Source organism: Pseudomonas sp. BF-R-26 (assembly GCF_019947395.1).
Taxonomy (GTDB): Bacteria; Pseudomonadota; Gammaproteobacteria; order Pseudomonadales; family Pseudomonadaceae; genus Aquipseudomonas; species Aquipseudomonas farris.
Map to the genome: position 1 here is coordinate 1 of NZ_JAGYGK010000012.1, position 21,547 is coordinate 21,547.

Genomic DNA, 21,547 nt, shown 5'->3' on the forward strand with positions numbered 1-21,547 from the left:
TTTGGGTAAGAGCTTCGTTGGCGCATGGAAATCCTGACGTTAAGGGCGATCGCGTCCGCTTAAAAATACGCGGACACCATCGCGCTTAATGCTGGAGTTCGGAAGGTGTGTTCCCGGAACGCTTACGCTAAGGCAGCATCTTGATGATAGCAACATAGTGTATTCAAATATCCAGCAACTCACAAATAGTAGGGGGGCTTCGCTAGTCGACGCAGTTTCTGCTGATTATTTTGATTTGATAATAGTTGATGAGGCTCATCACGCTCCGGCCGATAGTTGGAGGCAGTTGCTAGGATATTTTGGATCTGCAAAAAAACTTTTTGTAACGGGTACGCCATATCGCGGCGACAATCAAGAACTCCCCGGTATTCTTATCCATGAAACGCAGCTCTCAGAAGTAATGAGGGATAAATATGTAAAGTGGTTGAGGAAGGAGACGGTTAGCGCGCACTCACTATTTTTTACTATTGCTGATTATCCTGGGCGAAAATTTACTCGGGACGAAGTGATGGAGCTTAAAGACAAAGAATGGGTAGAAAAGAGCGTTGCGTTGTCAGAGGAGTGTTCAAAAGATGTAATTGACCATAGTGTTGATAAATTGAAGGAGCTCAAAAAACAATCTCCTAAAGTGCCACATAAAATTCTCGCAGTCGGATGCAGTATTGCGCATGCCGAAGATTTGAAGAAGTGGTATGGTGAATTGGGTTTACCTGTTGCGCTTGTGCATAGCCAGATGGAGTCGGCTGATGTTTTGTCTGAGTTCAGAAAGATTGATGCGCATGAGGTTGATGTTGTAGTTTCAGTGAACATGTTGATGGAGGGATATGACCACAAGTATCTTACCATTCTCGCATTGTTCCGGCCTTACCGAAGTATTAATGCCTTTGCACAAATTGTAGGGCGTATTCTTCGAGCGATTCCTGCCGAGGAGATCAGCGCTTTTGAAATCGATAATAATGCCCTGATCATCTACCATCAGGAAACAGGTCTTGATGAAATGTGGCGTATCTTTCAGCAAGAAGTAGATAGGGCAAAGCACCAGAGGACTAGAGAGTTCGAGTTTTTGGAGCGAGACTATGTAGAGCGTGATAGCTCATTGGGCGGAGTCGTAACCGAAGCTATTTTCTCAGGTAATGCCGAGTCCTATTTGGAGGATTTGGACTTCAATTTACTGTTTAAGCAAAAGCGTCAAGAAATTAACGATGCGGCGGAAGCGCAGCTCACAGAAATTCAAAAGGCGGGCGACTTCGACGAGGAAACTCTCAAGCGGTTGAAAGATGTACTGGTAGACGCTAAAACCAAAGAGGTGTCCCAGTATATTGATCCAAATTTGATCGAGAAAAGGCCTGCTCTAGCTCGTCAGCAACTTCGCAAAATATTAGCGAAGAAAATTCAGGATGAGTCCGCGAGTTTGTTATCTGATCGTGGGTTGGAAGATAAGGGGATGGAGTTGAATGTAACTTTTAAAAGAATTATAAGTTATATTAAACCTGACACCTCTAATGATGGTGTGCTTGTAATTTATATCAATCACAAGCTATACTCCCGCTTCGGTAAGCGCGAGGTCTTGGAAAACAAGACTCTAATGCAAGCTTTAGAATATGTTCCAGCTATAGTGGAAGAGTTAAGAGGTATGCTCCGATGAATGTTTCTTTGGATAAAGCGGTCCAGGGCTTGCTTGATCTGCATCTGACTCGGGGTGTTCAGCCTTCCGATCTTGCTGATAACTTATTTGATGTAGAATATACGGATTACAGCTTGAAGAAGAGAGGGGCGGTTTTGATTCTCGATCTCTCGTATGAGGAGTCTTTAGAGGAGTCTTTAGAAGACTTCTCTCATAAAATTTGTATGCGCTACACGTATAGCATGGAAAGATATCTGGTTAAAATTGAGCAACGTATCGGCTCGGGTAAGTTTTCTGTTCAGTGGTGTAGAAGTACAGCTATAGCGAAAGCCGTTGCGGACGTTACTCTATGTCTGTCCAAGGCGGGGTTGTCATCCATGGCAATCAGTAAAGTGCTTGGTACCTTGCCTCAAGACCTAGTTAATTCAATTGGTGAACGCTTGAAGCTAGTGGCTTGATTGTCACACTGAATATAAACCCGGTGCTGAACCGGGTTTTTTGTTTCTGTCTTGCTATTTTCAATAGAGATTGCACAAGTTTATTGTTTTTCGACATTAACGTTCCTGTTCGCGGTAAATCACAAGAAGGGTGAGTCGAGCGGTTTTTTTGCAAAAAGGTGGGGCTGAAATCGCTTGTCGAAGAGTCTAGTTATGGTTGCTTTCGTAAAACTTGCGTAGCGTGGCAAACACGCGAAACCCGACATAGTCCGATGGGTGTTTGTACAGCCGTCGGTAGTAGCAATCCCAGTAACTGATCATGCGTGCTTTTGTCGTTTGAAAGTACGCCTGATTGTCTCGAATGAAACGACCGTAAAGCGCCGGATCGAGCGTGGGTAGATGCGTTTCAATGGTTTCGAGAGTCTGGATGACATACTCGCCCGTCAGTTGGAACACGAACGGGACAATCCAGGGTTCCTGCACTAAGAGAATCCGTTCCAGTTGACGTTGACGCACATAACCGTCGTGGTGCCGTGTCAGAAGGCACGAGTACAAAATGCTCTGGGTTCCCGTCAAATGCTCCAAGTCTCTCTCATCGCCCTGGTGATGAACCCGGTAAGGAATGACTAGGTCTTCCTCGCCAATCCTAACCGCTATGCCCTGATGCGTCGCCAGTTGGGTAGGACCCATGAGTTGACCAAGCGCCGCTAGCTCCATATCTAGAAAGGACGGAAACGCCGAGGTAATTGAGCCTTGCGAAACTGGAGGAAAGGTGGAAACCATTAGCGGATCTCGCCCCCGGGCCAGTGACCATAATTAATAAGAGTGAAGAGCGTGCCGGTTGGGGTGTGGCTCACGCATTCACTGAATGTCTTTCAGGTAGACCTTGAGCGCCATAAGCGGGGCATCAAGCTGCTCCATCGTCCGTGCTTTACTGAAATCAACTGCCAACCTGTGTAGCTCACGGCCCAGTGGTGTATCAACACCGCCTAAAGCTATCATCGCCAAATTCACGCAGTGCGCCACTCTAGACTGGATCGCGTCGACATCTCCCCGGCGCACCAGCAGGGCAAATATCTCCCGCTCATAATCACTCATGATCGGATCATCCCGCAAAATCGGACTTTCACCTTCCGTCTCATAAGCCAGCTTGAAAGCGAAAAGGGCAACGGTTTCAAGCGGCAATTCCATTGTGTGAATCCTTGATTCGTTAGCGAGCGGTTTGGGGCTGTAGCACCAAAAAGACAAGATCAAAAGATCGCAGCCTTCGGCAGCTCCTACGGGAGCAGCGGGGCGAGATCACTTTTCTACAGACGAAAAAAAAGGCCTTGCAAAGCAAGACCTTTCTTAATTTTGGTGCCCCGAGGGAGACTCGAACTCCCACTTCTTGCGAAAACGGATTTTGAATCCGCCGCGTCTACCAATTCCGCCATCAGGGCTCAATGGCGGCGAAGTATAGAGATGAGATTACCGTCGGTCAATCAGGTACATAGAGAATTTTCACTATTTCGGCTAGACTTCCGGCCCCTGCTAGACGAACCCCATCATGCGCGTTGCTGACTTTACATTCGAACTCCCTGATTCGCTGATCGCCCGCCATCCTTTGGCCGAGCGTCGCAACAGTCGCCTGTTGACCCTTGATGGGGTCAGCGGCGCCCTGGCACACCGTCAATTCACTGATTTGCTTGAGCATTTGCGCCCGGGCGATTTGATGGTGTTCAACAATACCCGGGTGATTCCGGCGCGGCTGTTTGGCCAGAAGGCTTCCGGCGGCAAGCTGGAAATTCTGGTGGAGCGGGTGCTCGACAGTCATCGCGTGCTGGCGCATGTGCGTTCCAGCAAGTCGCCGAAACCGGGTTCGAAGATCCTGATCGACGGCGGTGGCGAGGCCGAGATGCTGGCGCGTCACGATGCGTTGTTCGAGCTGGGGTTTGCCGAAGAGGTGTTGCCGCTGCTCGACCGCGTCGGGCACATGCCGCTGCCTCCTTATATAGACCGCCCGGATGAAGGCTCGGACCGCGAGCGTTATCAGACGGTGTACGCCGAGCGCCTGGGCGCGGTGGCGGCACCGACGGCGGGGCTGCATTTCGATCAGCCGCTGATGGAGGCGATTGCCGCCAAGGGCATCGAGACTGCGTTCGTGACCTTGCACGTCGGCGCCGGCACGTTCCAGCCGGTGCGCGTGGAGAAGATTGAAGACCACCACATGCACAGTGAGTGGCTGGAAGTCGGCCAGGACGTGGTCGATGCCGTCGAAGCCTGCCGCGCTCGTGGTGGTCGCGTAGTGGCCGTGGGGACCACCAGCGTGCGTTCTCTGGAAAGTGCCGCGCGCGATGGCGTGCTCAAGCCGTTCAGTGGCGACACCGACATCTTTATCTACCCGGGCCGGCCGTTTCATGTCGTCGATGCCCTGGTCACCAACTTCCATTTGCCTGAATCCACGTTGTTGATGCTGGTTTCGGCATTCGCCGGTTATCCCGAGACCATGGCCGCCTATAAAGCCGCCGTCGACAACGAATACCGCTTTTTCAGCTACGGTGATGCGATGTTTATCACCCGTAACCCCGCACCACGTGGCCCCGAGGAAACAGAATGAGTCGCCAAAGTCGTATGTCGTTTGAGTTACTTGCTACTGACGGCAAGGCTCGTCGCGGTCGTTTGACCTTCCCGCGCGGTACCGTCGAGACCCCGGCCTTCATGCCGGTGGGCACGTACGGCACGGTCAAGGGCATGCTGCCGCGGGATATCGTCGCCACTGGCGCGGAAATCATTTTGGGCAACACCTTCCACTTGTGGCTGCGTCCTGGCACCGAAGTGATCAAGAAGCACGGCGACCTGCACGATTTCATGCAGTGGAAAGGCCCGATTCTGACCGACTCCGGCGGTTTTCAGGTGTTCAGCCTGGGCGCAATGCGCAAGATCAAGGAGGAGGGCGTGACCTTCGCTTCTCCGGTCGACGGCGCCAAAGTATTCATGGGCCCGGAAGAGTCGATGCAGGTTCAGCGCGATCTGGGCTCGGACATCGTGATGATTTTCGACGAATGCACCCCGTACCCGGCCGATGAAGACGTCGCTCGTGTCTCGATGGAGCTGTCGTTGCGTTGGGCCAAGCGTTCGAAAGAAGCCCATGGCGATAATACGGCGGCGCTGTTCGGCATCGTGCAGGGCGGTATGCATCAGGATTTACGCATGCGCTCCCTGGAAGGCCTCGACAAAATCGGCTTCGACGGCCTGGCCATCGGCGGTCTGTCGGTGGGCGAGCCCAAGCACGAGATGATCAAGGTGCTCGATTACCTACCGGGCCAGATGCCGGCTGACAAACCTCGTTACCTTATGGGCGTTGGCAAACCGGAAGATCTGGTTGAGGGTGTGCGCCGCGGTGTGGACATGTTCGATTGCGTGATGCCAACCCGTAATGCCCGCAATGGGCATCTGTTCATCGATACAGGCGTGCTGAAGATCCGTAACGCGTTCCATCGCCATGATGATTCGCCGCTGGATCCAACCTGCGATTGCTACACCTGCCAGAACTTCTCCCGTGCTTATCTGCACCATCTGGACAAGTGCGGCGAAATGCTGGGTAGCATGTTGAATACCATCCACAATTTGCGCCATTACCAGGTGCTTATGGCTGGTTTGCGCGAGTCTATTCAACAGGGTACATTGGCCGCCTTTGTCGATGCCTTCTACGCCAAACGCGGGTTACCTGTTCCGCCTTTGGACTGAGTTTTCTGACCCCAAGATTCAACATTTGCAACTGGAGTGCTAAATGAGCTTTTTTATCTCTAATGCCATGGCTGACGCCGCTGCACCTGCTGCTGGCCCAATGGGCGGCGGCTTTGAGTGGATTTTCCTGGTCGGTTTCCTGGTCATCTTCTACCTGATGATCTGGCGTCCACAGGCCAAGCGCGCCAAAGAGCAGAAAACCCTGCTGGGCAGCCTGCAAAAAGGTGACGAAGTTGTGACCACCGGTGGTATCGCCGGCAAGATCACCAAAGTGTCCGACGACTTCGTAGTTCTGGAAGTCTCCGACACCGTCGAAATGAAATTCCAGAAAGGCGCCATCGCCGCCACGCTGCCAAAAGGCACGCTCAAAGCGATCTAAGTTTCAACTTCTACTCAATCGACGGGGCGCGCAAGGCGCCCCGCGTCATAAGCGGGCGGCGTGATGCTGAACAAATACCCTCTGTGGAAATACATTCTGATCCTGGCGGTGCTGGCGATCGGTCTGATTTATTCCGCTCCCAATCTATACCCTGATGACCCGGCCATTCAGGTCAGCGGTGCAAGCACTGCACTGCAGGTTAATCAGGCTGATCTGGATCGTGTGAGCACCGCGCTCAAGGACTCCGGGATCAACGTCAAGGCGGCCACACTGGCTGCGGGCGGCAAGGGCGGTCTGATCCGTCTGACCAAGGCTGAAGATCAGCTGCCAGCCAAAGACGTCGTGCGCAAGGCATTGGGTGATGACTACGTCGTTGCACTGAACCTGGCACAAACCACCCCGCAATGGCTGCGCAGCCTTGGCGCGCACCCGATGAAGCTGGGTCTGGACTTGTCCGGTGGTGTGCACTTCCTGCTCGAAGTGGACATGGACAAAGCCCTCGACGCACGCCTGAAAGTCTACGAAGGCGACGTCAAGAGCCTGTTGCGTAAAGAGCGTCTGCGCTATCGCAGCCTGCCGCAACTGGGCGGTGCCATTCAGCTGGGCTTCACTGATGAAGCAGCCCGTGAAGAAGCGCGTGCGCTGATTCGCAAGAACTTCAACGATTTCGACATTGTTCCGGCCGACCTCAATGGCCAACCGGTACTGCGTCTGGCGATGACCCCAGCCAAGCTGGCGGAAATCCGCGAATACTCCATCAAGCAGAACTTGACCACGGTACGTAACCGCGTCAACGAGCTGGGTGTTGCCGAACCTATCGTTCAGCGCCAAGGCGCCAACCGCATTGTGGTTGAGCTGCCGGGCGTGCAAGACACCGCAGAAGCCAAGCGTATCCTCGGCAAGACGGCCAACCTTGAGTTCCGTCTGGCAGCTGAGCCTGGCGCTTCGAAAGCCACTTCCGAGTCGTTCGAGTTCCGTGAAGGCAATCGTCCTGCGGCGCTGATCGAGCGTGGCCTGATCATCACCGGTGACCAGGTGACTGACGCCAAGGCTGGCTTCGGCGAGCAAGGCACGCCAGAAGTGAACATCCGTCTGGATGGCCACGGTGGCGAGCTGATGAGTCGTGCGACTCGCAGCAACGTCGGTCGCAGCATGGCGGTGATCTTCATCGAACAACGTCCGGTCACCACTTACACCAAGCAAGTGATCAACGGCGTCGAGAAAGACGTGCCGGTTCAGACGTTTAAAGAAGAGAAGAAGATCATCAGCCTGGCGACCATCCAGTCGCCACTGGGTGCACAGTTCCGCATCACTGGCCTGAACGGCCAGGGCGAATCGTCCGAACTGGCGCTGCTGCTGCGTGCCGGTGGTCTGGCGGCACCGATGTACTTCGCTGAAGAACGTACCATCGGCCCAAGCCTGGGTGCTGACAACATCACCAAAGGTATCGATGCATCGCTGTGGGGCATGCTGTTTGTCTCGCTGTTCATCATGGCCATCTATCGCTTCTTCGGCCTCATCGCCACCGTCGCGCTGACGGTGAACATGGTGATGCTGCTGGCCCTGATGTCGCTGCTGGGTGCAACGCTGACCCTGCCGGGTATCGCCGGTATCGTGTTGACCATGGGTATGGCGGTCGACGCCAACGTACTGATTTTCTCGCGGATACGTGAAGAGATTGCGGCTGGCATGACTGTGCAGCGGGCAATCAACGAAGGCTTCGGACGGGCATTCACCGCGATTCTCGACGCCAACCTGACAACCTTGTTGGTCGGCGGGATTCTCTTTGCCATGGGCACCGGCCCGGTCAAAGGCTTCGCAGTGACCATGTCCCTCGGGATCTTTACCTCGATGTTCACGGCCATCATGGTGACCCGCGCGATGGTCAACCTGATCTTCGGCGGTCGTGACTTCAAGAAGTTGTGGATTTAAGGGGCTGCCATGTTACGTACAATCAACTTCATGGGCGTTCGCAACGTTGCGTTCGGCGTCACATTGTTCCTCACGGCATTGGCTTTGTTCAGTGTCGCCACCAAGGGCATGAACTGGGGCCTGGACTTCACCGGCGGTACGCTCATCGAGCTGACCTACGAGCGTCCGGCCGATGTCACCAAGGTGCGTGAACAGCTGGTTACATCGGGTTATCACGAAGCGATCGTACAGAGCTTCGGTGCGACTACCGATTTGCTGGTGCGTATGCCGGGTGAAGACCCGCAGCTGGGTCACCAGGTGGCCGAGGCCTTGCAGAAGGTCGGTGGCGACAACCCTGCGGTGGTCAAGCGCGTCGAGTTCGTCGGCCCTCAGGTCGGTGAAGAGCTGCGCGACCAGGGTGGCCTCGGCATGCTGATGGCGCTGGGCGGCATTTTGATCTACCTGGCTTTCCGCTTTCAGTGGAAGTTTGCGGTCGGTGCGATCGTGTCCTTGATCCACGACGTGATCGTGACCATCGGCATCCTGTCGTTTTTCCAGATCACCTTCGACTTGACGGTACTGGCGGCGGTGCTGGCGATCATCGGTTACTCGCTCAACGACACCATCGTGGTATTCGACCGGGTTCGTGAGAACTTCCGGGTACTGCGCAAGGCCAGCCTGATCGAGAACATCAACATCTCGACCACGCAGACCCTGCTGCGGACCATGGCAACGTCGATCTCCACCTTGCTGGCGATCGCGGCCCTGTTGTTCTTTGGTGGCGACAACCTGTTCGGCTTCTCCATTGCCCTGTTCATCGGTGTTCTGGCGGGTACTTACTCGTCGATCTACATCGCGAACGTGGTGCTGATCTGGCTGAACCTGAGCAGCGAGGACCTGATTCCTGCTGCGGCGGTCGAGACGGAAGTCGACGACCGTCCATAACGGTTATCGCTTTTCCAGCTGTAGGCCGAGAAGGCGCGAGTATTGAACTCGCGCCTTTTTTTATGCTCCAAGGCTGGGAGAAGCGCGGGCATGTCCCGCATGTGATGGTCAGGAGGTTCATGTGAACAAGTCGATGCTGGTTGGTGCAGTATTGGGTGCTGTTGGTGTGACGGCCGGGGGTGCTGTTGCCACCTACAGCCTGGTCAAAAAAAGCGGCCCTGAGTATGCGCAAGTTCTAGCCGTTGAACCGGTCAAGACACAAATCAAGACTCCACGTGAAGTGTGCAAGGACGTTGCAGTAACCCGGCAAGCGCCGGTAAAAGATCAACACCAGATCGCCGGTACGGTGGTCGGCGCGCTGGCTGGTGGCCTGTTGGGCAACCAGATCGGCGGCGGTACAGGCAAGAAAATCGCCACAGTGGCCGGTGCGGTCGGCGGTGGTTATGCGGGTAACAAGGTGCAGGAAGGCATGCAGGAGCGTGATACCTACACCACCACTCAAACCCGCTGTAACACCGTGAATGACATCAGCGACAAGGTTGTAGGCTACGACGTTCGTTATTCGCTGGATGGCAAGGAAGGCAAAGTGCGGATGGATCGCGATCCGGGCAACCAGATTCCGGTCGACAAGGACGGCAAGTTGATCCTGGGGCAAAACGAACCGGCTCAACAATAAGCTGAGCGCCTCAAGCAAAAAGAAGCATCCCGAGAGGGATGCTTTTTTTGTGCCTGAATTTTATGTTCACCGCCAACGTGCTATGAAAGACTCTTCATTTTTCGCGGCCTTACGCCTGCCTGTCTGAGACTCCATGCCTGCCATCGATCATCCCCTGATAGACCAGTTCCTCGACGCCCTGTGGCTGGAAAAGGGCCTTTCCGATAATACCCGCGATGCCTATCGCAGCGACCTGGCCTTGTTCAACGGCTGGTTGCAGGAAAAGGGCCTGGAGTTGATCAACGCTGGTCGCGAGTTGATCCTCGATCACTTGGCCTGGCGCCTGGAGCAAAACTACAAACCCCGTTCTACTGCGCGATTTCTCTCCGGTGTGCGTGGCTTTTATCGCTATTTGCTGCGGGAAAAGCTGATCGCGGTCGATCCGACCTTGCGCGTCGATATGCCGCAACTGGGTAGGCCGTTGCCTAAATCCTTGTCGGAAGCCGATGTGGAAGCGCTACTGGCCGCGCCAGACCTGAGCGAAGCCATCGGTCAGCGTGACCGCGCCATGCTTGAGGTGCTTTATGCCTGTGGTTTGCGGGTCACGGAGCTCATCAGCTTGACGCTGGAGCAGGTCAACCTGCGCCAGGGCGTGCTGCGGGTGATGGGCAAGGGCAGCAAGGAGCGGCTGGTACCGATGGGCGAGGAGGCGATTGTCTGGGTCGAGCGCTACATGCGCGATGCCCGTGGCGAGCTGCTGGGCGGGCGTCCCAGCGATGTGCTGTTCCCCAGCCTTCGCGGCGAACAGATGACCCGCCAGACCTTCTGGCATCGCATCAAGCATCAGGCCAAGGTCGCCGGAATCGGCAAGTCGTTGTCGCCGCACACCCTGCGTCATGCCTTCGCCACGCACTTGCTCAACCACGGTGCCGACCTTCGAGTCGTGCAAATGCTGCTCGGCCACAGCGATCTCTCGACCACCCAGATCTATACTCACGTCGCTCGTGCACGCTTGCAGGATTTGCACGCCAAGCATCACCCGCGCGGTTAATGCAGTTCCTGGAATGGAAATGCTGACCTGTGGTGAGGGGGCTTGCCCCCGTTCGTCTGCGCAGCAGTCGTAAACCGGGTTTCGCGGTCGATCTGATGAAATCGGGTGACAGATTTTGGGGCTGCTGCGCAACCCAACGGGGGCAAGCCCCCTCGCCACGGGGGCCTTATGTGGTAGGCTTTGCCGGTTTGTACGATGGGCGGTTATGACCCGGTGTTTCGGCACGGGTGTTCTGATCGTCCCATTTGTCCGCCTTCAGGAGTTCTCATGCGTCTGACCCAGATTTTCGCCGCCGCAGCCATTGCGTTGGTCAGCACCTTTGCCGTCGCCGATGACGCGGCCGACAAAGCCATTCGTAAAAGCCTGGAAAACCTCAATCTCGACGTGCCGGTCGAAACCATCACCGCCAGCCCGCTGCCAGGTCTGTACGAAGTCAAACTCAAGGGCAGTCGCGTGCTTTACGCCAGCGCTGACGGCCAGTACGTTGTTCAGGGCTACATGTTCCAGCTAAAGGACGGCAAACCGGTCAACCTGACCGAGAAGACCGAGCGCCTGGGCATTTCCAAGCTGATCAACAACATTCCAGTGGCTGAAACCGTGGTCTACCCGGCTATCGGCGAAACCAAGTCGCACATCACTGTCTTCACCGACACCACCTGCCCGTACTGCCACAAGCTCCACGCCGAAGTGCCGGAGTTGAACAAGCTGGGTATCGAAGTGCGTTATGTTGCATTCCCGCGCCAGGGCCTGGGCTCGCCGGGTGACGAACAACTGCAAGCGGTGTGGTGCTCCAAGGACAAGAAAGCGGCCATGGACAAAATGGTCGATGGCAAGGAAATCAAGGCCGCCAAGTGCGAGAACCCGGTTTCCAAACAGTTCGCCCTCGGTCAGTCGATCGGCGTGAACGGTACGCCGGCCATCGTTTTGGCCGACGGACAGGTCATTCCGGGCTACCAGCCTGCGCCACAAGTCGCCAAACTGGCACTGGGCGCGAAATAGTTTCGCATCGTCACGGTCAGCCTTGACGATCATGGTCTGGCGGCAACATTGTCGGGCCATTAATAGAGAGCCGCGAGTATGCGGTTGTTTTCACGGCCGGCCTTGAGTCGGCCGTTTTATGGGGAGTTCACAGTGAAACCGGTCAAAGTAGGCATCTGTGGGTTAGGGACCGTCGGTGGCGGTACCTTCAACGTACTTCAGCGCAACGCCGAGGAAATTGCTCGTCGTGCCGGGCGTGGAATCGAAGTGGCACAAATTGCCATGCGCACGCCAAAGCCTCAGTTCCAGACGACCGGTATTGCGATTACCAACGATGTGTTCGAAGTGGCCACGAACCCAGAGATCGACATCGTTATAGAGCTGATGGGCGGCTACACCGTTGCCCGCGAGCTGGTACTCAAGGCCATCGAGAATGGCAAGCATGTGGTCACCGCGAACAAGGCATTGATTGCCGTTCACGGTAATGAAATTTTCGCCAAGGCTCGCGAGAAGGGCGTCATCGTGGCGTTCGAAGCGGCCGTGGCCGGCGGCATCCCGGTGATCAAAGCGATCCGTGAAGGTTTGTCTGCCAACCGCATCAACTGGGTGGCCGGGATCATCAACGGCACCGGCAACTTCATCCTCACCGAAATGCGTGAGAAGGGTCGCACCTTCGAAGACGTACTCGCCGAGGCCCAAGCCCTGGGTTACGCCGAAGCCGATCCGACCTTCGACGTCGAAGGCATCGACGCAGCCCACAAGCTGACGATCCTGGCGTCCATCGCGTTCGGCATTCCGCTGCAATTCGATAAGGCTTACACCGAAGGCATCACCAAGCTGACCACCGCTGACGTGAATTATGCCGAAGCGCTGGGCTATCGCATCAAGCACCTGGGCGTGGCGCGCAGCACTGCGGCCGGTATTGAGCTGCGTGTGCACCCGACGCTGATCCCGGCCGATCGCTTGATCGCCAACGTCAACGGCGTGATGAACGCAGTGATGGTCAATGGTGACGCCGCCGGTTCGACCCTGTTCTACGGCGCCGGCGCCGGCATGGAGCCGACGGCTTCGTCGGTGATCGCCGACTTGGTGGACGTGGTTCGCGCCATGACTTCCGACCCGGAAAACCGCGTGCCGCACCTGGCTTTCCAGCCGGATTCGCTGTCGGCTCATCCGATCCTGCCGATCGAAGCCTGCGAAAGCGCGTACTACCTGCGCATTCAGGCCAAGGACCATCCGGGCGTGTTGGCTCAGGTGGCGAGCATCCTGTCGGAGCGCGGCATCAACATCGAATCGATCATGCAGAAAGAAGTCGAAGAGCATGACGGTCTGGTGCCAATGATCCTGCTGACGCACCGTGTGCTGGAACAGCACATGAACGACGCGATCACCGCCCTGGAAGCCTTGGAAGGCGTGGTCGGCCCGGTCGTACGGATCCGCGTCGAGCACCTGAACTAAGCCGTTATCGTTCACCGGGCTCGCACGCGGGCCCGGCATTGCGAACACTGTCTATTGGAGCCAGTCATGCGTTATATCAGTACCCGCGGCCAGGCACCGGCCCTGAATTTCGAAGATGTCCTGCTGGCCGGTCTCGCCACCGACGGCGGTCTGTACGTCCCGGAAAACCTGCCACGTTTCACCCAGGAAGAAATCGCTTCCTGGGCCGGCCTGCCGTATCACGAGCTGGCCTTCCGGGTGATGCGCCCGTTCGTGACCGGCAGCATCCCCGATGCCGATTTCAAAAAGATTCTTGAAGAAACGTATGGCGTGTTTTCCCACAACGCCGTGGCGCCGTTGCGTCAGCTGAATGGCAATGAATGGGTGCTGGAACTGTTCCACGGACCGACCCTGGCGTTCAAAGACTTCGCCCTGCAACTGCTGGGTCGTCTGCTCGACTACGTGCTGGAAAAGCGCGGCGAGCGCGTGGTGATTGTTGGTGCTACCTCCGGCGACACCGGTTCGGCGGCGATCGAAGGTTGCAAGCACTGCGAAAACGTCGACATTTTCATCCTGCACCCGCACAACCGTGTGTCCGAAGTGCAGCGTCGCCAGATGACTACCATCTTCGGCGAGAACATCCATAACATCGCCATCGAAGGCAACTTCGATGACTGCCAGGAAATGGTCAAGGCCAGCTTCGCCGACCAGAGCTTCCTCAAGGGCACGCGTCTGGTGGCGGTGAACTCGATCAACTGGGCGCGGATCATGGCCCAGATCGTTTACTACTTCCACGCAGCCCTGCAACTGGGCGGCCCGGCGCGTTCGGTGTCGTTCTCGGTGCCGACCGGCAACTTCGGCGATATCTTCGCCGGTTACCTGGCGCGCAACATGGGCTTGCCGATCAACCAGTTGATCGTCGCCACCAACCGCAACGACATCCTGCACCGCTTCATGAGCGGCAATCAGTACGTCAAGGAAACCCTGCACGCCACGTTGTCGCCGTCCATGGACATCATGGTCTCGTCGAACTTCGAACGCCTGCTGTTCGACCTGCACGGTCGTAACGGCGCGGCGATTGCCGGTTTGATGGACACCTTCAAGCAGGGCGGCGGTTTCAGCGTCGAAGAGGAACGCTGGACCGAGGCACGCAAACTGTTCGATTCGCTGGCCGTGGACGACGCTCAAACGTGCGAAACCATTGCCGAAGTCTTTGAGCAAACCGGCGAACTGTTGGACCCGCACACCGCCATCGGCGTGAAGGCCGCGCGCGAATGCCGTCGCAGCCTGGATATCCCGATGGTGATCCTCGGCACGGCCCATCCGGTCAAATTCCCGGACGCAGTGGAAAAAGCCGGTGTAGGAAAAGCGCTCGAACTACCTGCACATCTTTCTGATTTGTTTGAGCGAGATGAGCGTTGCACCGTGTTGCCGAACGATCTGAAAGCCGTGCAGGCCTTTGTCAGTCAGCATGGCAACCGCGGCAAGCCGCTGTAACCGGTAAAAGCTGTCACATTTTGAAGCCCGTCTCCTGACGGGCTTTCTCATTTCTGCATGCCACACTTGTCGGGTTTCGTAAAAGAAGAGCCGCCCATGAAGGACGGGCGAGACGATCACCAAGGAAGTGGCAATGCTGTTTTTCAGAGGGTTTAAACCAGCCGTATGCTGGATGTTTTTGCTGGGCGCCCTGGGTTTTGGGCAATGGGTAAAGGCCGCACAATTGGCGGCACATGAATCTCGGGAGTCAGCCACCGTCGCACGCATTGAGCTGGATGCTCAGGAGCGGCAATGGATCGCTGAACATCCGATGGTTATCGTGGCGTCGGCGCAGTACCCGCTGTATCTGTTCAAGGATGAGCACGGTCACTGGAGCGGTTTGAACAACGATGTGCTCAACCGCATCAGCGCCATGACAGGGTTGCGGTTCGTCCATGAAGAGTCGTTTTCCACCGACCAACTGCTGGAGCGGCTGGAAAGCGGCGCGGCGGACATGAGTACGACGCTGGCAATGAATGACGAGCGCAAGGTGTTTCTGGATTTCAGCCATGCATTCGGCGGGGCGGGCTGGGTGCTCGTGGGGCTGGCAGGTACGCCAGCGTTACAGTCCCTGGAGCAGCTTTCGAAAAGAGTCCTGGTCTTGCCGACCCGGCACGCCCTGGAAGGTGTGATTCGTCGTGACTACCCGGCGATCGAGCTGCGCTCGGTCAAAACCTACGCTGAAGCCCGGGCACTGGTGGAAAGTGGCGAGGCCTACGCCACCATTGAAAACGAAATCGGAGCGCAGCTCTACCCCTTGGGCCGGCTCAAGGTAGGGCATGCAGTGGAAGGCAAATGGGAGGCTGATCATTTGGCAGTCCGCAAAGGACAGCCGCAGTTATTGAGCATCCTCAACAAGGCGCTGGAGGCATTTCCACCCGCCGAATTACGCGCCATACGGCTGCAATGGCTGAACGGAGTTGCGCCGGTACACGCGCCCTCGGCCTGGCAGCGGATAACCCAGTGGGGTTGCTGGAGCATGTTCATCGTTAGCCTGTTCGGCTTGCTCTCATTGCTTTGGAACCGTCGGCTCGCAGCACTGATCAAGCAACGTCGGGACGCCGAGAAAGACCTCAATGACCAGCTCGCATTCCAGCACGCGTTGATAGACGCCATGCCCGATCCGATGTTCGTGCGTGATCTGGAAGGGCGTTTGATCATGTGCAACAAAAGTTATGAGGAGCGCTTGTCGACCCGTTTCGACCAGGTTCAGGGGCGACAACTGATCGAACTCGATGTCTTGCCCAAAGAGACCGCCGAGCAGCTGCACGCTGAATTCATGGCCCAGCTCGGTACTCACAAGACCCGCTTCAGCGAACGTCAGTTGACGTTCAAGGATGGCGTCAGGGACATCTACCAGTGGACGGTGCCGTTCTACAGTGCGGACGGTCAATTGCGAGGACTGCTGGGCGGATGGAGCGACATCGGCAAGCGTACAAGGCAGGTGTGAATCAGCTGTTTTTTTACTGTCATCTTTACCGTGCATGCTCTAACTACCAGAGGCGCCGGTGCGCCTGCCGTTGGAATCCAGAACTTTCTTCTCGGGCCTGTGGTCATTTACTGTGGACACGCCCCAGGCACTTTGTTTTCGGACTATTGAGTGGTGATCGAGATGGAAAGTATCAGTCTATTGCTCGGTGAGGCTCTGAGCCCGTATCTGGTCAAGTTGACCCCATCGGGTGCCCATGGCGAATGCCTGGTGACACTGAAGAGTACGAGCGGCGCTATCGTGGTCGAACGGGCGTTCAATCAGGCCCAGTTAACCGATAAACGTCTGCTGACGGATGTCGTCGACGGGCTGCACCGCGACGTGCTGATCGCTGAAGGACGTCTGGAGCCCTGTGTCATCGCGGCGTTGCGCAATGCTGCTCAGGACAAGATCCTGGCCAGCCGAAATTGAATTGTTTTTTGTGGGAACCTTCCTGCGCCAAGGTCAGTCAGACCATGTAACAGCAGGATCAAGCATTGTGCTCCGGTGCTTGTAGCTTGTTGCCACTGGTCTTTATGTAGGCCACGTTTAACCCCGAGTCGTCTCCCCACTTCTCGGGGTTTCTTTTTGCCTGCGATTTGTCACTGTGCGGCCTGACGCTCGAAAAAGGCCCTGGTTTCTTCCAGATAGTCCTTGCGTCTTTGCGGATCGAGCCAGTCGGCGTACAGCGGGTCCAGGCGCTCGCGGGGCAGGGCGCGCAATAGCTTATTGATTTCACTGATTGCCTGTCGCCCCTGGGGCGTATTCGAGCAACCGATGTACCCGGACAAGTATTTGCCCGTGCCTTTGACCGGATAAAACTCTAACTGATCGTCGGCAATATGTTCCTGACGAGCCTGATAGCGGATTTCCGGCCAGTAACCCAAGACCACCTGCAAACGACCCAGGCGCTGCATCTGCAACAGACTGCCGAGGGCGTTGTTGCCGTAGTGAGGCGCCAGCACGCCGGGCGGCGCCTGTTGCAGCAGCGTGTCGAGGAACTGACCGTAACGGCGCTCGGCCACTACACCGACTTTCTCTCGACGGCTGGCCAACAGTGCTGCCAAATCGACTTCATCGCCAATGAGAAAGGGCTCCAGCACCGACCGATCTTCACGTCGAATCACCAGCCCATTGCTGACCGCCCGGAAAGCCGGAATGGAAAAGGCGATCCAGTGTTCGCGCTCCTCGCTCCAGATCAGCGAAGGGTCGCAGGTAAAGGATTTTTCATGGAGCATTTGCATGCCACGGGCGCGATTGACCCGCATCAGGGTGTGTTCGTATTGCGGCATGCCGGCGATCAACAGCGGCATCAGTTGATCGATAACCCCCTGGCCTTTTTTCGGGCCTTCGAAGATTGTCACGGGCGGCAAATCGCGCAGTAGCCAGAGCAAATGCTCTTTAGGTTGCGCCAGGGCAGGGGGCATCAGCCCCGCCAACAGCCCGAGCACCGCCAGCACACGTCCGATGCTGGCGTAATCGATTGCGTATGAAAGCAGGCGCTTCAGCTTAGATGGCCCCGTCTTCACGCAACCGTGTGATCTGTGCCAAGTCGTAGCCAAGGTCGTGGAGTACTTGCGCATTATGTTCACCCAGCTGCGGCCCGACCCATTCGGAGCTGCCGGGTGTGTCAGAGAGTTTTGGCACAATGCCGGGCATCTTGAAGTCCTTGCCGTCGGGCAGCTTGGCTTGCAGGAACATTTCCCGGGCCAGGTACTGCGGATCGCTGAACATGTCTTCGGCACTGAAGATTCGGCTGACGGGAACATCAGCCTGGTTCAGTTGCTCGATCACCGCGTCCAGCGGCAGTGAGTTGACCCAGCGATCGATCACCCCGTAAATCTCGTCGCGACGGCTATCGCGTCCGTCGTTGCTGGCCAGCACAGGATCGTTGGCCAGGTCTTCGCGACCGATGATCAGCATGAAACGCTTGAAGATCGCATCGCCATTGGCGCCGATCTGCACGTGTTTGCCGTCGGCGCTGGTGTGAATGGAGGAGGGCGTGATGCCCGGCATGATGTTGCCGGTGCGTTCGCGGATGAAACCGAACACATCGAACTCCGGGACCATGCTTTCCATCATGGCGAAGATCGCTTCGTACAGCGCCACGTCCACCACTTGGCCCAAGCCGCCGTTGACCTCGCGATGACGCAAGGCCATCAGTGCGCCGATCACGCCCCAGAGCGCGGCAATCGAATCTCCGATGGAAATCCCGGTGCGCACCGGTGGTCGGTCCTCGAACCCGGTGATGTAGCGCAGGCCGCCCATCGATTCACCGACCGCACCGAAGCCCGGCTGATCTTTCATTGGCCCGGTCTGGCCAAAGCCCGAGAGCCGCACCATCACCAGTTTCGGGTTCAGTGCGTGCAAGACTTCCCAGCCCAGGCCGAGCTTTTCCAACACGCCGGGGCGAAAATTCTCGATCAAAATGTCCGCTTCGCTGAGCAGCTGTTTCAGAATCGCCAGGCCGTCCGGGTGTTTCAGGTTCAGGGTCAAAGACTTCTTGTTCCGCGCCTGAACAAACCACCACAGCGAAGTGCCTTCATACAACTTACGCCATTTGCGCAATGGATCACCGCCGTCCGGGGACTCGATCTTGATCACTTCGGCGCCGAATTCGCCGCAAATACGCGAGGCAAACGGCCCGGCAATCAACGTACCCAATTCGATGACTTTCAGACCGGAGAGCGGTTTGTTGGAGAACGGCATGCTGAATCCTGTAGGACAAAGGCTGAGCGGATGCAGAGTTTTAACATAGGCCGACGTCCATAGCCCAAAGTTGATCGCCTTCAATTCGTTGATTGCCTGTTGCATCGGTTAGACTTGCCGCCTTTCCTCGTATCAAGAAGCCCGTTCATGGCCCAGCCGTCCACGACCTACAAGTTTGAACTGAACCTCACCGACCTCGACCGCAGCGTCTACGAGAGCGTGAAGCAGACCATCGCCCGTCACCCTTCGGAAACCGAAGAGCGCATGACCGTGCGGCTGCTGGCCTACGCCTTCTGGTACAACGAGCAGTTGTCCTTCGGTCGCGGTCTGTCAGACGTGGATGAGCCAGCGCTGTGGGAAAAGAGCCTGGATGATCGTGTCCTGCACTGGATCGAAGTCGGCCAGCCAGACGCCGATCGCCTGACCTGGTGCTCGCGCCGCACCGAGCGTACCAGCCTGTTGGCTTACGGCAGCCTGCGTGTCTGGGAAACCAAAGTGATCCCGGCAATCAAAAACCTGAAAAACGTTCACATCGCCGCCGTGCCCCAGGAAATCCTGGAAACCCTGGCCAAGGACATGCCGCGCGTTATCAAGTGGGATGTGATGATCAGCGAAGGAACGATTTTCGTCACCGACGACCGTGGTCAGCACGAAGTCCAGTTGCAATGGCTGAGCGGCGAACGCGGCTGATTATTCGCCGCTGAACCGCGTTACCCGGTTTTATCCTACGTATTCAAGAGAAGCACCTGTCACCCCATGCGCATCGAACCTCGCCTGTTGCCCGACACCCTGCCATTCCTCGGTGATATTCCACCGCTGCTGACCCGCCTTTACGCGGCGCGGGGCGTGCAATCCGAGGCTGAACTGGACAAGAGCCTGGCGCGGCTGATTCCGTATCAGCAGCTCAAAGGCATCGATGCGGCGGTGGATTTGCTGGTGACGGCCCTTGAGCAACGTCAGCGGATTCTGATCGTCGGCGACTTCGACGCCGATGGTGCGACGGCCAGTACCGTGGGCATGCTGGGGTTGCGCCTGTTGGGCGCGGCGCATGTCGATTATCTGGTGCCGAACCGGTTCGAGTACGGCTATGGTCTGACGCCGGAGATCGTCGAAGTGGCGCTGACCCGCGAGCCGCAGCTGCTGATCACCGTGGACAACGGCATCTCCAGCGTCGAAGGCGTGGCGGCGGCGAAAAAGGCCGGGCTCAAGGTGCTGGTCACCGATCACCACTTGCCCGGCGACGAACTGCCGTTGGCCGATGCCATCGTCAATCCGAACCAGCCGGGTTGCGAGTTTCCGAGCAAAGCCCTGGCCGGCGTCGGGGTAATCTTCTATGTGCTGATGGCCCTGCGTGCGCGCTTGCGCAGCCTGGGTTGGTACGAAAGCAAGCCGCAGCCGAACATTGGCGAACTGCTGGACCTGGTGGCGCTGGGCAGCGTCGCCGACGTGGTGCCGCTGGATGCCAACAACCGGATTCTGGTGCATCAGGGCCTGGAACGGATTCGCGCCGGGCGCGCACGGCCAGGAATCAAGGCGATCCTTGAAGTGGCCAAGCGCGACCATTCGCGCATTACCTCCACCGACCTGGGCTTCATCCTCGGCCCGCGTCTGAACGCGGCGGGGCGTCTGGACGACATGAGCCTGGGCATTGAATGCCTGCTCACTGAAGACGCGGGCGCTGCCCGTGAAATGGCCGCTCAACTGGATGGCATGAACCAGGACCGCAAATCCATCGAGCAGGGCATGCAGCGTGAGGCGCTGGCCCAGCTCAAGGATTTGCCAGTGGAATCGATGCCGTTCGGCCTGTGCCTGTTCGATCCCGAGTGGCATCAGGGCGTCATCGGTATCCTCGCGTCGCGTATGAAAGAGCGCTATTTCCGTCCGACCATTGCCTTTGCCGATGCCGGCGATGGCCTGCTCAAGGGCTCGGGGCGTTCGGTTCAGGGCTTTCACATTCGCGATGCCTTGAGCGTGGTCGCGGCGCAGCATCCGAACCTGATCAGCAAATACGGCGGCCACGCCATGGCGGCCGGGCTGACCTTGCCGGAAGCGAATTTTCCGTTGTTTGCCGAGGCCTTTGACGCTGAAGTGCGTAGGCAATTGCGTGAAGAAGACCTGACTGGGCGCCTGCTGTCAGACGGCACTTTGGCGGTCGAAGAGTTTCACCTGGAACTGGCCCGCGCCCTGCGCCACGCCGGACCTTGGGGGCAACACTTCCCGGAGCCGCTGTTTCACGGGGTGTTTCAGTTGGTCGAGCAGCGTGTTGTGGGTGAGCGGCACCTCAAAGTGGTGCTGAAGAGTGAATGCGGTTCGGTGAAGCTGGACGGCATTGCCTTCGGTATCGACCGTGATATCTGGCCAAATCCGACCATCAAGTGGGTTGAATTGGCTTACAAGCTCGACCTCAATGAGTTCCGTGGGAACGAGACCGTTCAGTTGATGATTGCCCATATCGAACCGCGATAACTGTGGCGAGGGGGCTTGCCCCCGTTGGGCTGCGAAGCGGCCCCAGACCCAGGCAACTCATTTCTGTCAGGCACACCGCAGTAACCGGATTTACGACTGCTGCGCAGCCCAGCGGGAGCAAGCCCCCTCGCCACAGGTATCGCCCAGACCTCAAATTTGGGTGTTTCATTTCTTGAACCCTCCCTCATCCCCCGATGTCGACTAGGCTCTAAGCACTGCTTGATT

General features: G+C 57.0%; 20 protein-coding genes and 1 tRNA gene. 16 read left to right on the forward strand and 5 right to left on the reverse strand.

What is annotated here, in order from left to right; genetic code table 11:
- The first annotated feature begins 88 nt into the window (after positions 1-88).
- On the forward strand, positions 89-1,645 hold the full coding sequence (locus KGB18_RS18675) for a DEAD/DEAH box helicase (RefSeq protein ID WP_223570339.1): 1,557 nt from the start codon (positions 89-91) through the stop codon (positions 1,643-1,645).
- Positions 1,642-2,082, forward strand: a complete 441-nt coding sequence (locus KGB18_RS18680) for a hypothetical protein (RefSeq protein ID WP_123719904.1) — start codon at positions 1,642-1,644, stop codon at positions 2,080-2,082. The genes KGB18_RS18675 and KGB18_RS18680 overlap by 4 nt, the downstream gene beginning before the upstream one ends.
- 186 nt (positions 2,083-2,268) lie before the next feature.
- On the opposite strand, the gene KGB18_RS18685 is transcribed toward KGB18_RS18680, so the two are convergent.
- The 3 genes from KGB18_RS18685 to KGB18_RS18695 form a co-directional block, all read right to left on the reverse strand.
- Positions 2,269-2,577, reverse strand: a complete 309-nt coding sequence (locus KGB18_RS18685; protein ID WP_222839667.1) for a hypothetical protein — start codon at positions 2,575-2,577, stop codon at positions 2,269-2,271.
- Positions 2,578-2,922: 345 nt separating this feature from the next.
- The gene (locus KGB18_RS18690; RefSeq protein ID WP_123719902.1) at positions 2,923-3,252 is read right to left on the reverse strand and encodes a hypothetical protein; all 330 of its coding nucleotides are present in this window, start codon (positions 3,250-3,252) and stop codon (positions 2,923-2,925) included.
- Between the two features lie 163 nt (positions 3,253-3,415).
- A tRNA-Leu gene (locus tag KGB18_RS18695) sits at positions 3,416-3,500 on the reverse strand.
- Between the two features lie 107 nt (positions 3,501-3,607).
- Between KGB18_RS18695 and queA the strand changes: the two genes are divergently transcribed.
- The 12 genes from queA to KGB18_RS18755 all read left to right on the forward strand — a co-directional run bounded on the left by queA (position 3,608) and on the right by KGB18_RS18755 (position 16,579).
- Positions 3,608-4,657: a tRNA preQ1(34) S-adenosylmethionine ribosyltransferase-isomerase QueA gene (queA, locus tag KGB18_RS18700; RefSeq protein ID WP_095054221.1), complete on the forward strand. Its 1,050-nt coding sequence runs from the start codon at positions 3,608-3,610 to the stop codon at positions 4,655-4,657.
- Positions 4,658-4,671: 14 nt separating this feature from the next.
- Positions 4,672-5,787, forward strand: a complete 1,116-nt coding sequence (gene tgt / locus KGB18_RS18705; RefSeq protein ID WP_187326394.1) for a tRNA guanosine(34) transglycosylase Tgt — start codon at positions 4,672-4,674, stop codon at positions 5,785-5,787.
- Between the two features lie 43 nt (positions 5,788-5,830).
- Positions 5,831-6,166, forward strand: coding sequence for a preprotein translocase subunit YajC (gene yajC / locus KGB18_RS18710; protein ID WP_007903559.1), 336 nt, complete (start codon positions 5,831-5,833; stop codon positions 6,164-6,166).
- Positions 6,167-6,229: 63 nt separating this feature from the next.
- Positions 6,230-8,098 carry a protein translocase subunit SecD gene (gene secD / locus KGB18_RS18715; RefSeq protein ID WP_201059920.1) on the forward strand — a complete coding sequence of 623 codons (1,869 nt, stop codon included), beginning with the start codon at positions 6,230-6,232 and terminating at the stop codon, positions 8,096-8,098.
- A 9-nt stretch (positions 8,099-8,107) separates the two neighbouring features.
- A complete protein-coding gene (gene secF / locus KGB18_RS18720) occupies positions 8,108-9,022 on the forward strand; it encodes a protein translocase subunit SecF (RefSeq protein WP_123719898.1) in 915 nt (304 codons plus the stop codon).
- Positions 9,023-9,143: 121 nt separating this feature from the next.
- Positions 9,144-9,698 carry a glycine zipper 2TM domain-containing protein gene (locus KGB18_RS18725; protein WP_123719897.1) on the forward strand — a complete coding sequence of 185 codons (555 nt, stop codon included), beginning with the start codon at positions 9,144-9,146 and terminating at the stop codon, positions 9,696-9,698.
- A gap of 133 nt (positions 9,699-9,831) precedes the next feature.
- On the forward strand, positions 9,832-10,728 hold the full coding sequence (gene xerD / locus KGB18_RS18730) for a site-specific tyrosine recombinase XerD (RefSeq protein WP_019651849.1): 897 nt from the start codon (positions 9,832-9,834) through the stop codon (positions 10,726-10,728).
- A gap of 267 nt (positions 10,729-10,995) precedes the next feature.
- The gene (gene dsbC / locus KGB18_RS18735) at positions 10,996-11,727 is read left to right on the forward strand and encodes a bifunctional protein-disulfide isomerase/oxidoreductase DsbC (RefSeq protein ID WP_123719896.1); all 732 of its coding nucleotides are present in this window, start codon (positions 10,996-10,998) and stop codon (positions 11,725-11,727) included.
- Between the two features lie 132 nt (positions 11,728-11,859).
- Entirely contained in the window at positions 11,860-13,164 is a 1,305-nt protein-coding gene (locus tag KGB18_RS18740; protein WP_052964768.1) for a homoserine dehydrogenase, read from the forward strand.
- A gap of 66 nt (positions 13,165-13,230) precedes the next feature.
- Positions 13,231-14,640 carry a threonine synthase gene (gene thrC, locus KGB18_RS18745; protein ID WP_038979090.1) on the forward strand — a complete coding sequence of 470 codons (1,410 nt, stop codon included), beginning with the start codon at positions 13,231-13,233 and terminating at the stop codon, positions 14,638-14,640.
- A gap of 133 nt (positions 14,641-14,773) precedes the next feature.
- Positions 14,774-16,129, forward strand: a complete 1,356-nt coding sequence (locus KGB18_RS18750) for a transporter substrate-binding domain-containing protein (RefSeq protein WP_223570340.1) — start codon at positions 14,774-14,776, stop codon at positions 16,127-16,129.
- A gap of 162 nt (positions 16,130-16,291) precedes the next feature.
- Positions 16,292-16,579, forward strand: a complete 288-nt coding sequence (locus tag KGB18_RS18755; RefSeq protein WP_008014014.1) for a DUF3509 domain-containing protein — start codon at positions 16,292-16,294, stop codon at positions 16,577-16,579.
- A gap of 170 nt (positions 16,580-16,749) precedes the next feature.
- On the opposite strand, the gene KGB18_RS18760 is transcribed toward KGB18_RS18755, so the two are convergent.
- Both KGB18_RS18760 and KGB18_RS18765 read right to left on the reverse strand, forming a co-directional pair.
- A complete protein-coding gene (locus KGB18_RS18760) occupies positions 16,750-17,676 on the reverse strand; it encodes a TIGR02285 family protein (RefSeq protein WP_123719894.1) in 927 nt (308 codons plus the stop codon).
- Positions 17,657-18,856: a CaiB/BaiF CoA transferase family protein gene (locus KGB18_RS18765; RefSeq protein WP_223570341.1), complete on the reverse strand. Its 1,200-nt coding sequence runs from the start codon at positions 18,854-18,856 to the stop codon at positions 17,657-17,659. Before KGB18_RS18765 ends, KGB18_RS18760 begins: the two co-directional genes overlap by 20 nt.
- A 147-nt stretch (positions 18,857-19,003) precedes the next feature.
- On the opposite strand from KGB18_RS18765, the gene KGB18_RS18770 reads away from it, so the two are divergent.
- Together KGB18_RS18770 and recJ are read left to right on the forward strand one after the other, a co-directional pair.
- Positions 19,004-19,546, forward strand: a complete 543-nt coding sequence (locus KGB18_RS18770) for a YaeQ family protein (protein ID WP_028623872.1) — start codon at positions 19,004-19,006, stop codon at positions 19,544-19,546.
- A 66-nt stretch (positions 19,547-19,612) separates the two neighbouring features.
- The gene (gene recJ / locus KGB18_RS18775) at positions 19,613-21,322 is read left to right on the forward strand and encodes a single-stranded-DNA-specific exonuclease RecJ (RefSeq protein WP_123360679.1); all 1,710 of its coding nucleotides are present in this window, start codon (positions 19,613-19,615) and stop codon (positions 21,320-21,322) included.
- Positions 21,323-21,547: the final 225 nt, after the last annotated feature.

Bases quoted from the DNA above. Each gene is read 5' to 3' on its own strand.
- KGB18_RS18675 (WP_223570339.1), top strand. From the start codon at position 89: ATGCTGGAGTTCGGAAGGTGTGTTCCCGGAACGCTTACGCTAAGGCAG.
- KGB18_RS18680 (WP_123719904.1), top strand. From the start codon at position 1,642: ATGAATGTTTCTTTGGATAAAGCGGTCCAGGGCTTGCTTGATCTGCAT.
- KGB18_RS18690 (WP_123719902.1), bottom strand. From the start codon at position 3,252: ATGGAATTGCCGCTTGAAACCGTTGCCCTTTTCGCTTTCAAGCTGGCT.
- queA (WP_095054221.1), top strand. From the start codon at position 3,608: ATGCGCGTTGCTGACTTTACATTCGAACTCCCTGATTCGCTGATCGCC.
- tgt (WP_187326394.1), top strand. From the start codon at position 4,672: ATGTCGTTTGAGTTACTTGCTACTGACGGCAAGGCTCGTCGCGGTCGT.
- yajC (WP_007903559.1), top strand. From the start codon at position 5,831: ATGAGCTTTTTTATCTCTAATGCCATGGCTGACGCCGCTGCACCTGCT.
- secD (WP_201059920.1), top strand. From the start codon at position 6,230: ATGCTGAACAAATACCCTCTGTGGAAATACATTCTGATCCTGGCGGTG.
- secF (WP_123719898.1), top strand. From the start codon at position 8,108: ATGTTACGTACAATCAACTTCATGGGCGTTCGCAACGTTGCGTTCGGC.
- xerD (WP_019651849.1), top strand. From the start codon at position 9,832: ATGCCTGCCATCGATCATCCCCTGATAGACCAGTTCCTCGACGCCCTG.
- dsbC (WP_123719896.1), top strand. From the start codon at position 10,996: ATGCGTCTGACCCAGATTTTCGCCGCCGCAGCCATTGCGTTGGTCAGC.
- thrC (WP_038979090.1), top strand. From the start codon at position 13,231: ATGCGTTATATCAGTACCCGCGGCCAGGCACCGGCCCTGAATTTCGAA.
- KGB18_RS18750 (WP_223570340.1), top strand. From the start codon at position 14,774: ATGCTGTTTTTCAGAGGGTTTAAACCAGCCGTATGCTGGATGTTTTTG.
- KGB18_RS18755 (WP_008014014.1), top strand. From the start codon at position 16,292: ATGGAAAGTATCAGTCTATTGCTCGGTGAGGCTCTGAGCCCGTATCTG.
- KGB18_RS18765 (WP_223570341.1), bottom strand. From the start codon at position 18,856: ATGCCGTTCTCCAACAAACCGCTCTCCGGTCTGAAAGTCATCGAATTG.
- KGB18_RS18770 (WP_028623872.1), top strand. From the start codon at position 19,004: ATGGCCCAGCCGTCCACGACCTACAAGTTTGAACTGAACCTCACCGAC.
- recJ (WP_123360679.1), top strand. From the start codon at position 19,613: ATGCGCATCGAACCTCGCCTGTTGCCCGACACCCTGCCATTCCTCGGT.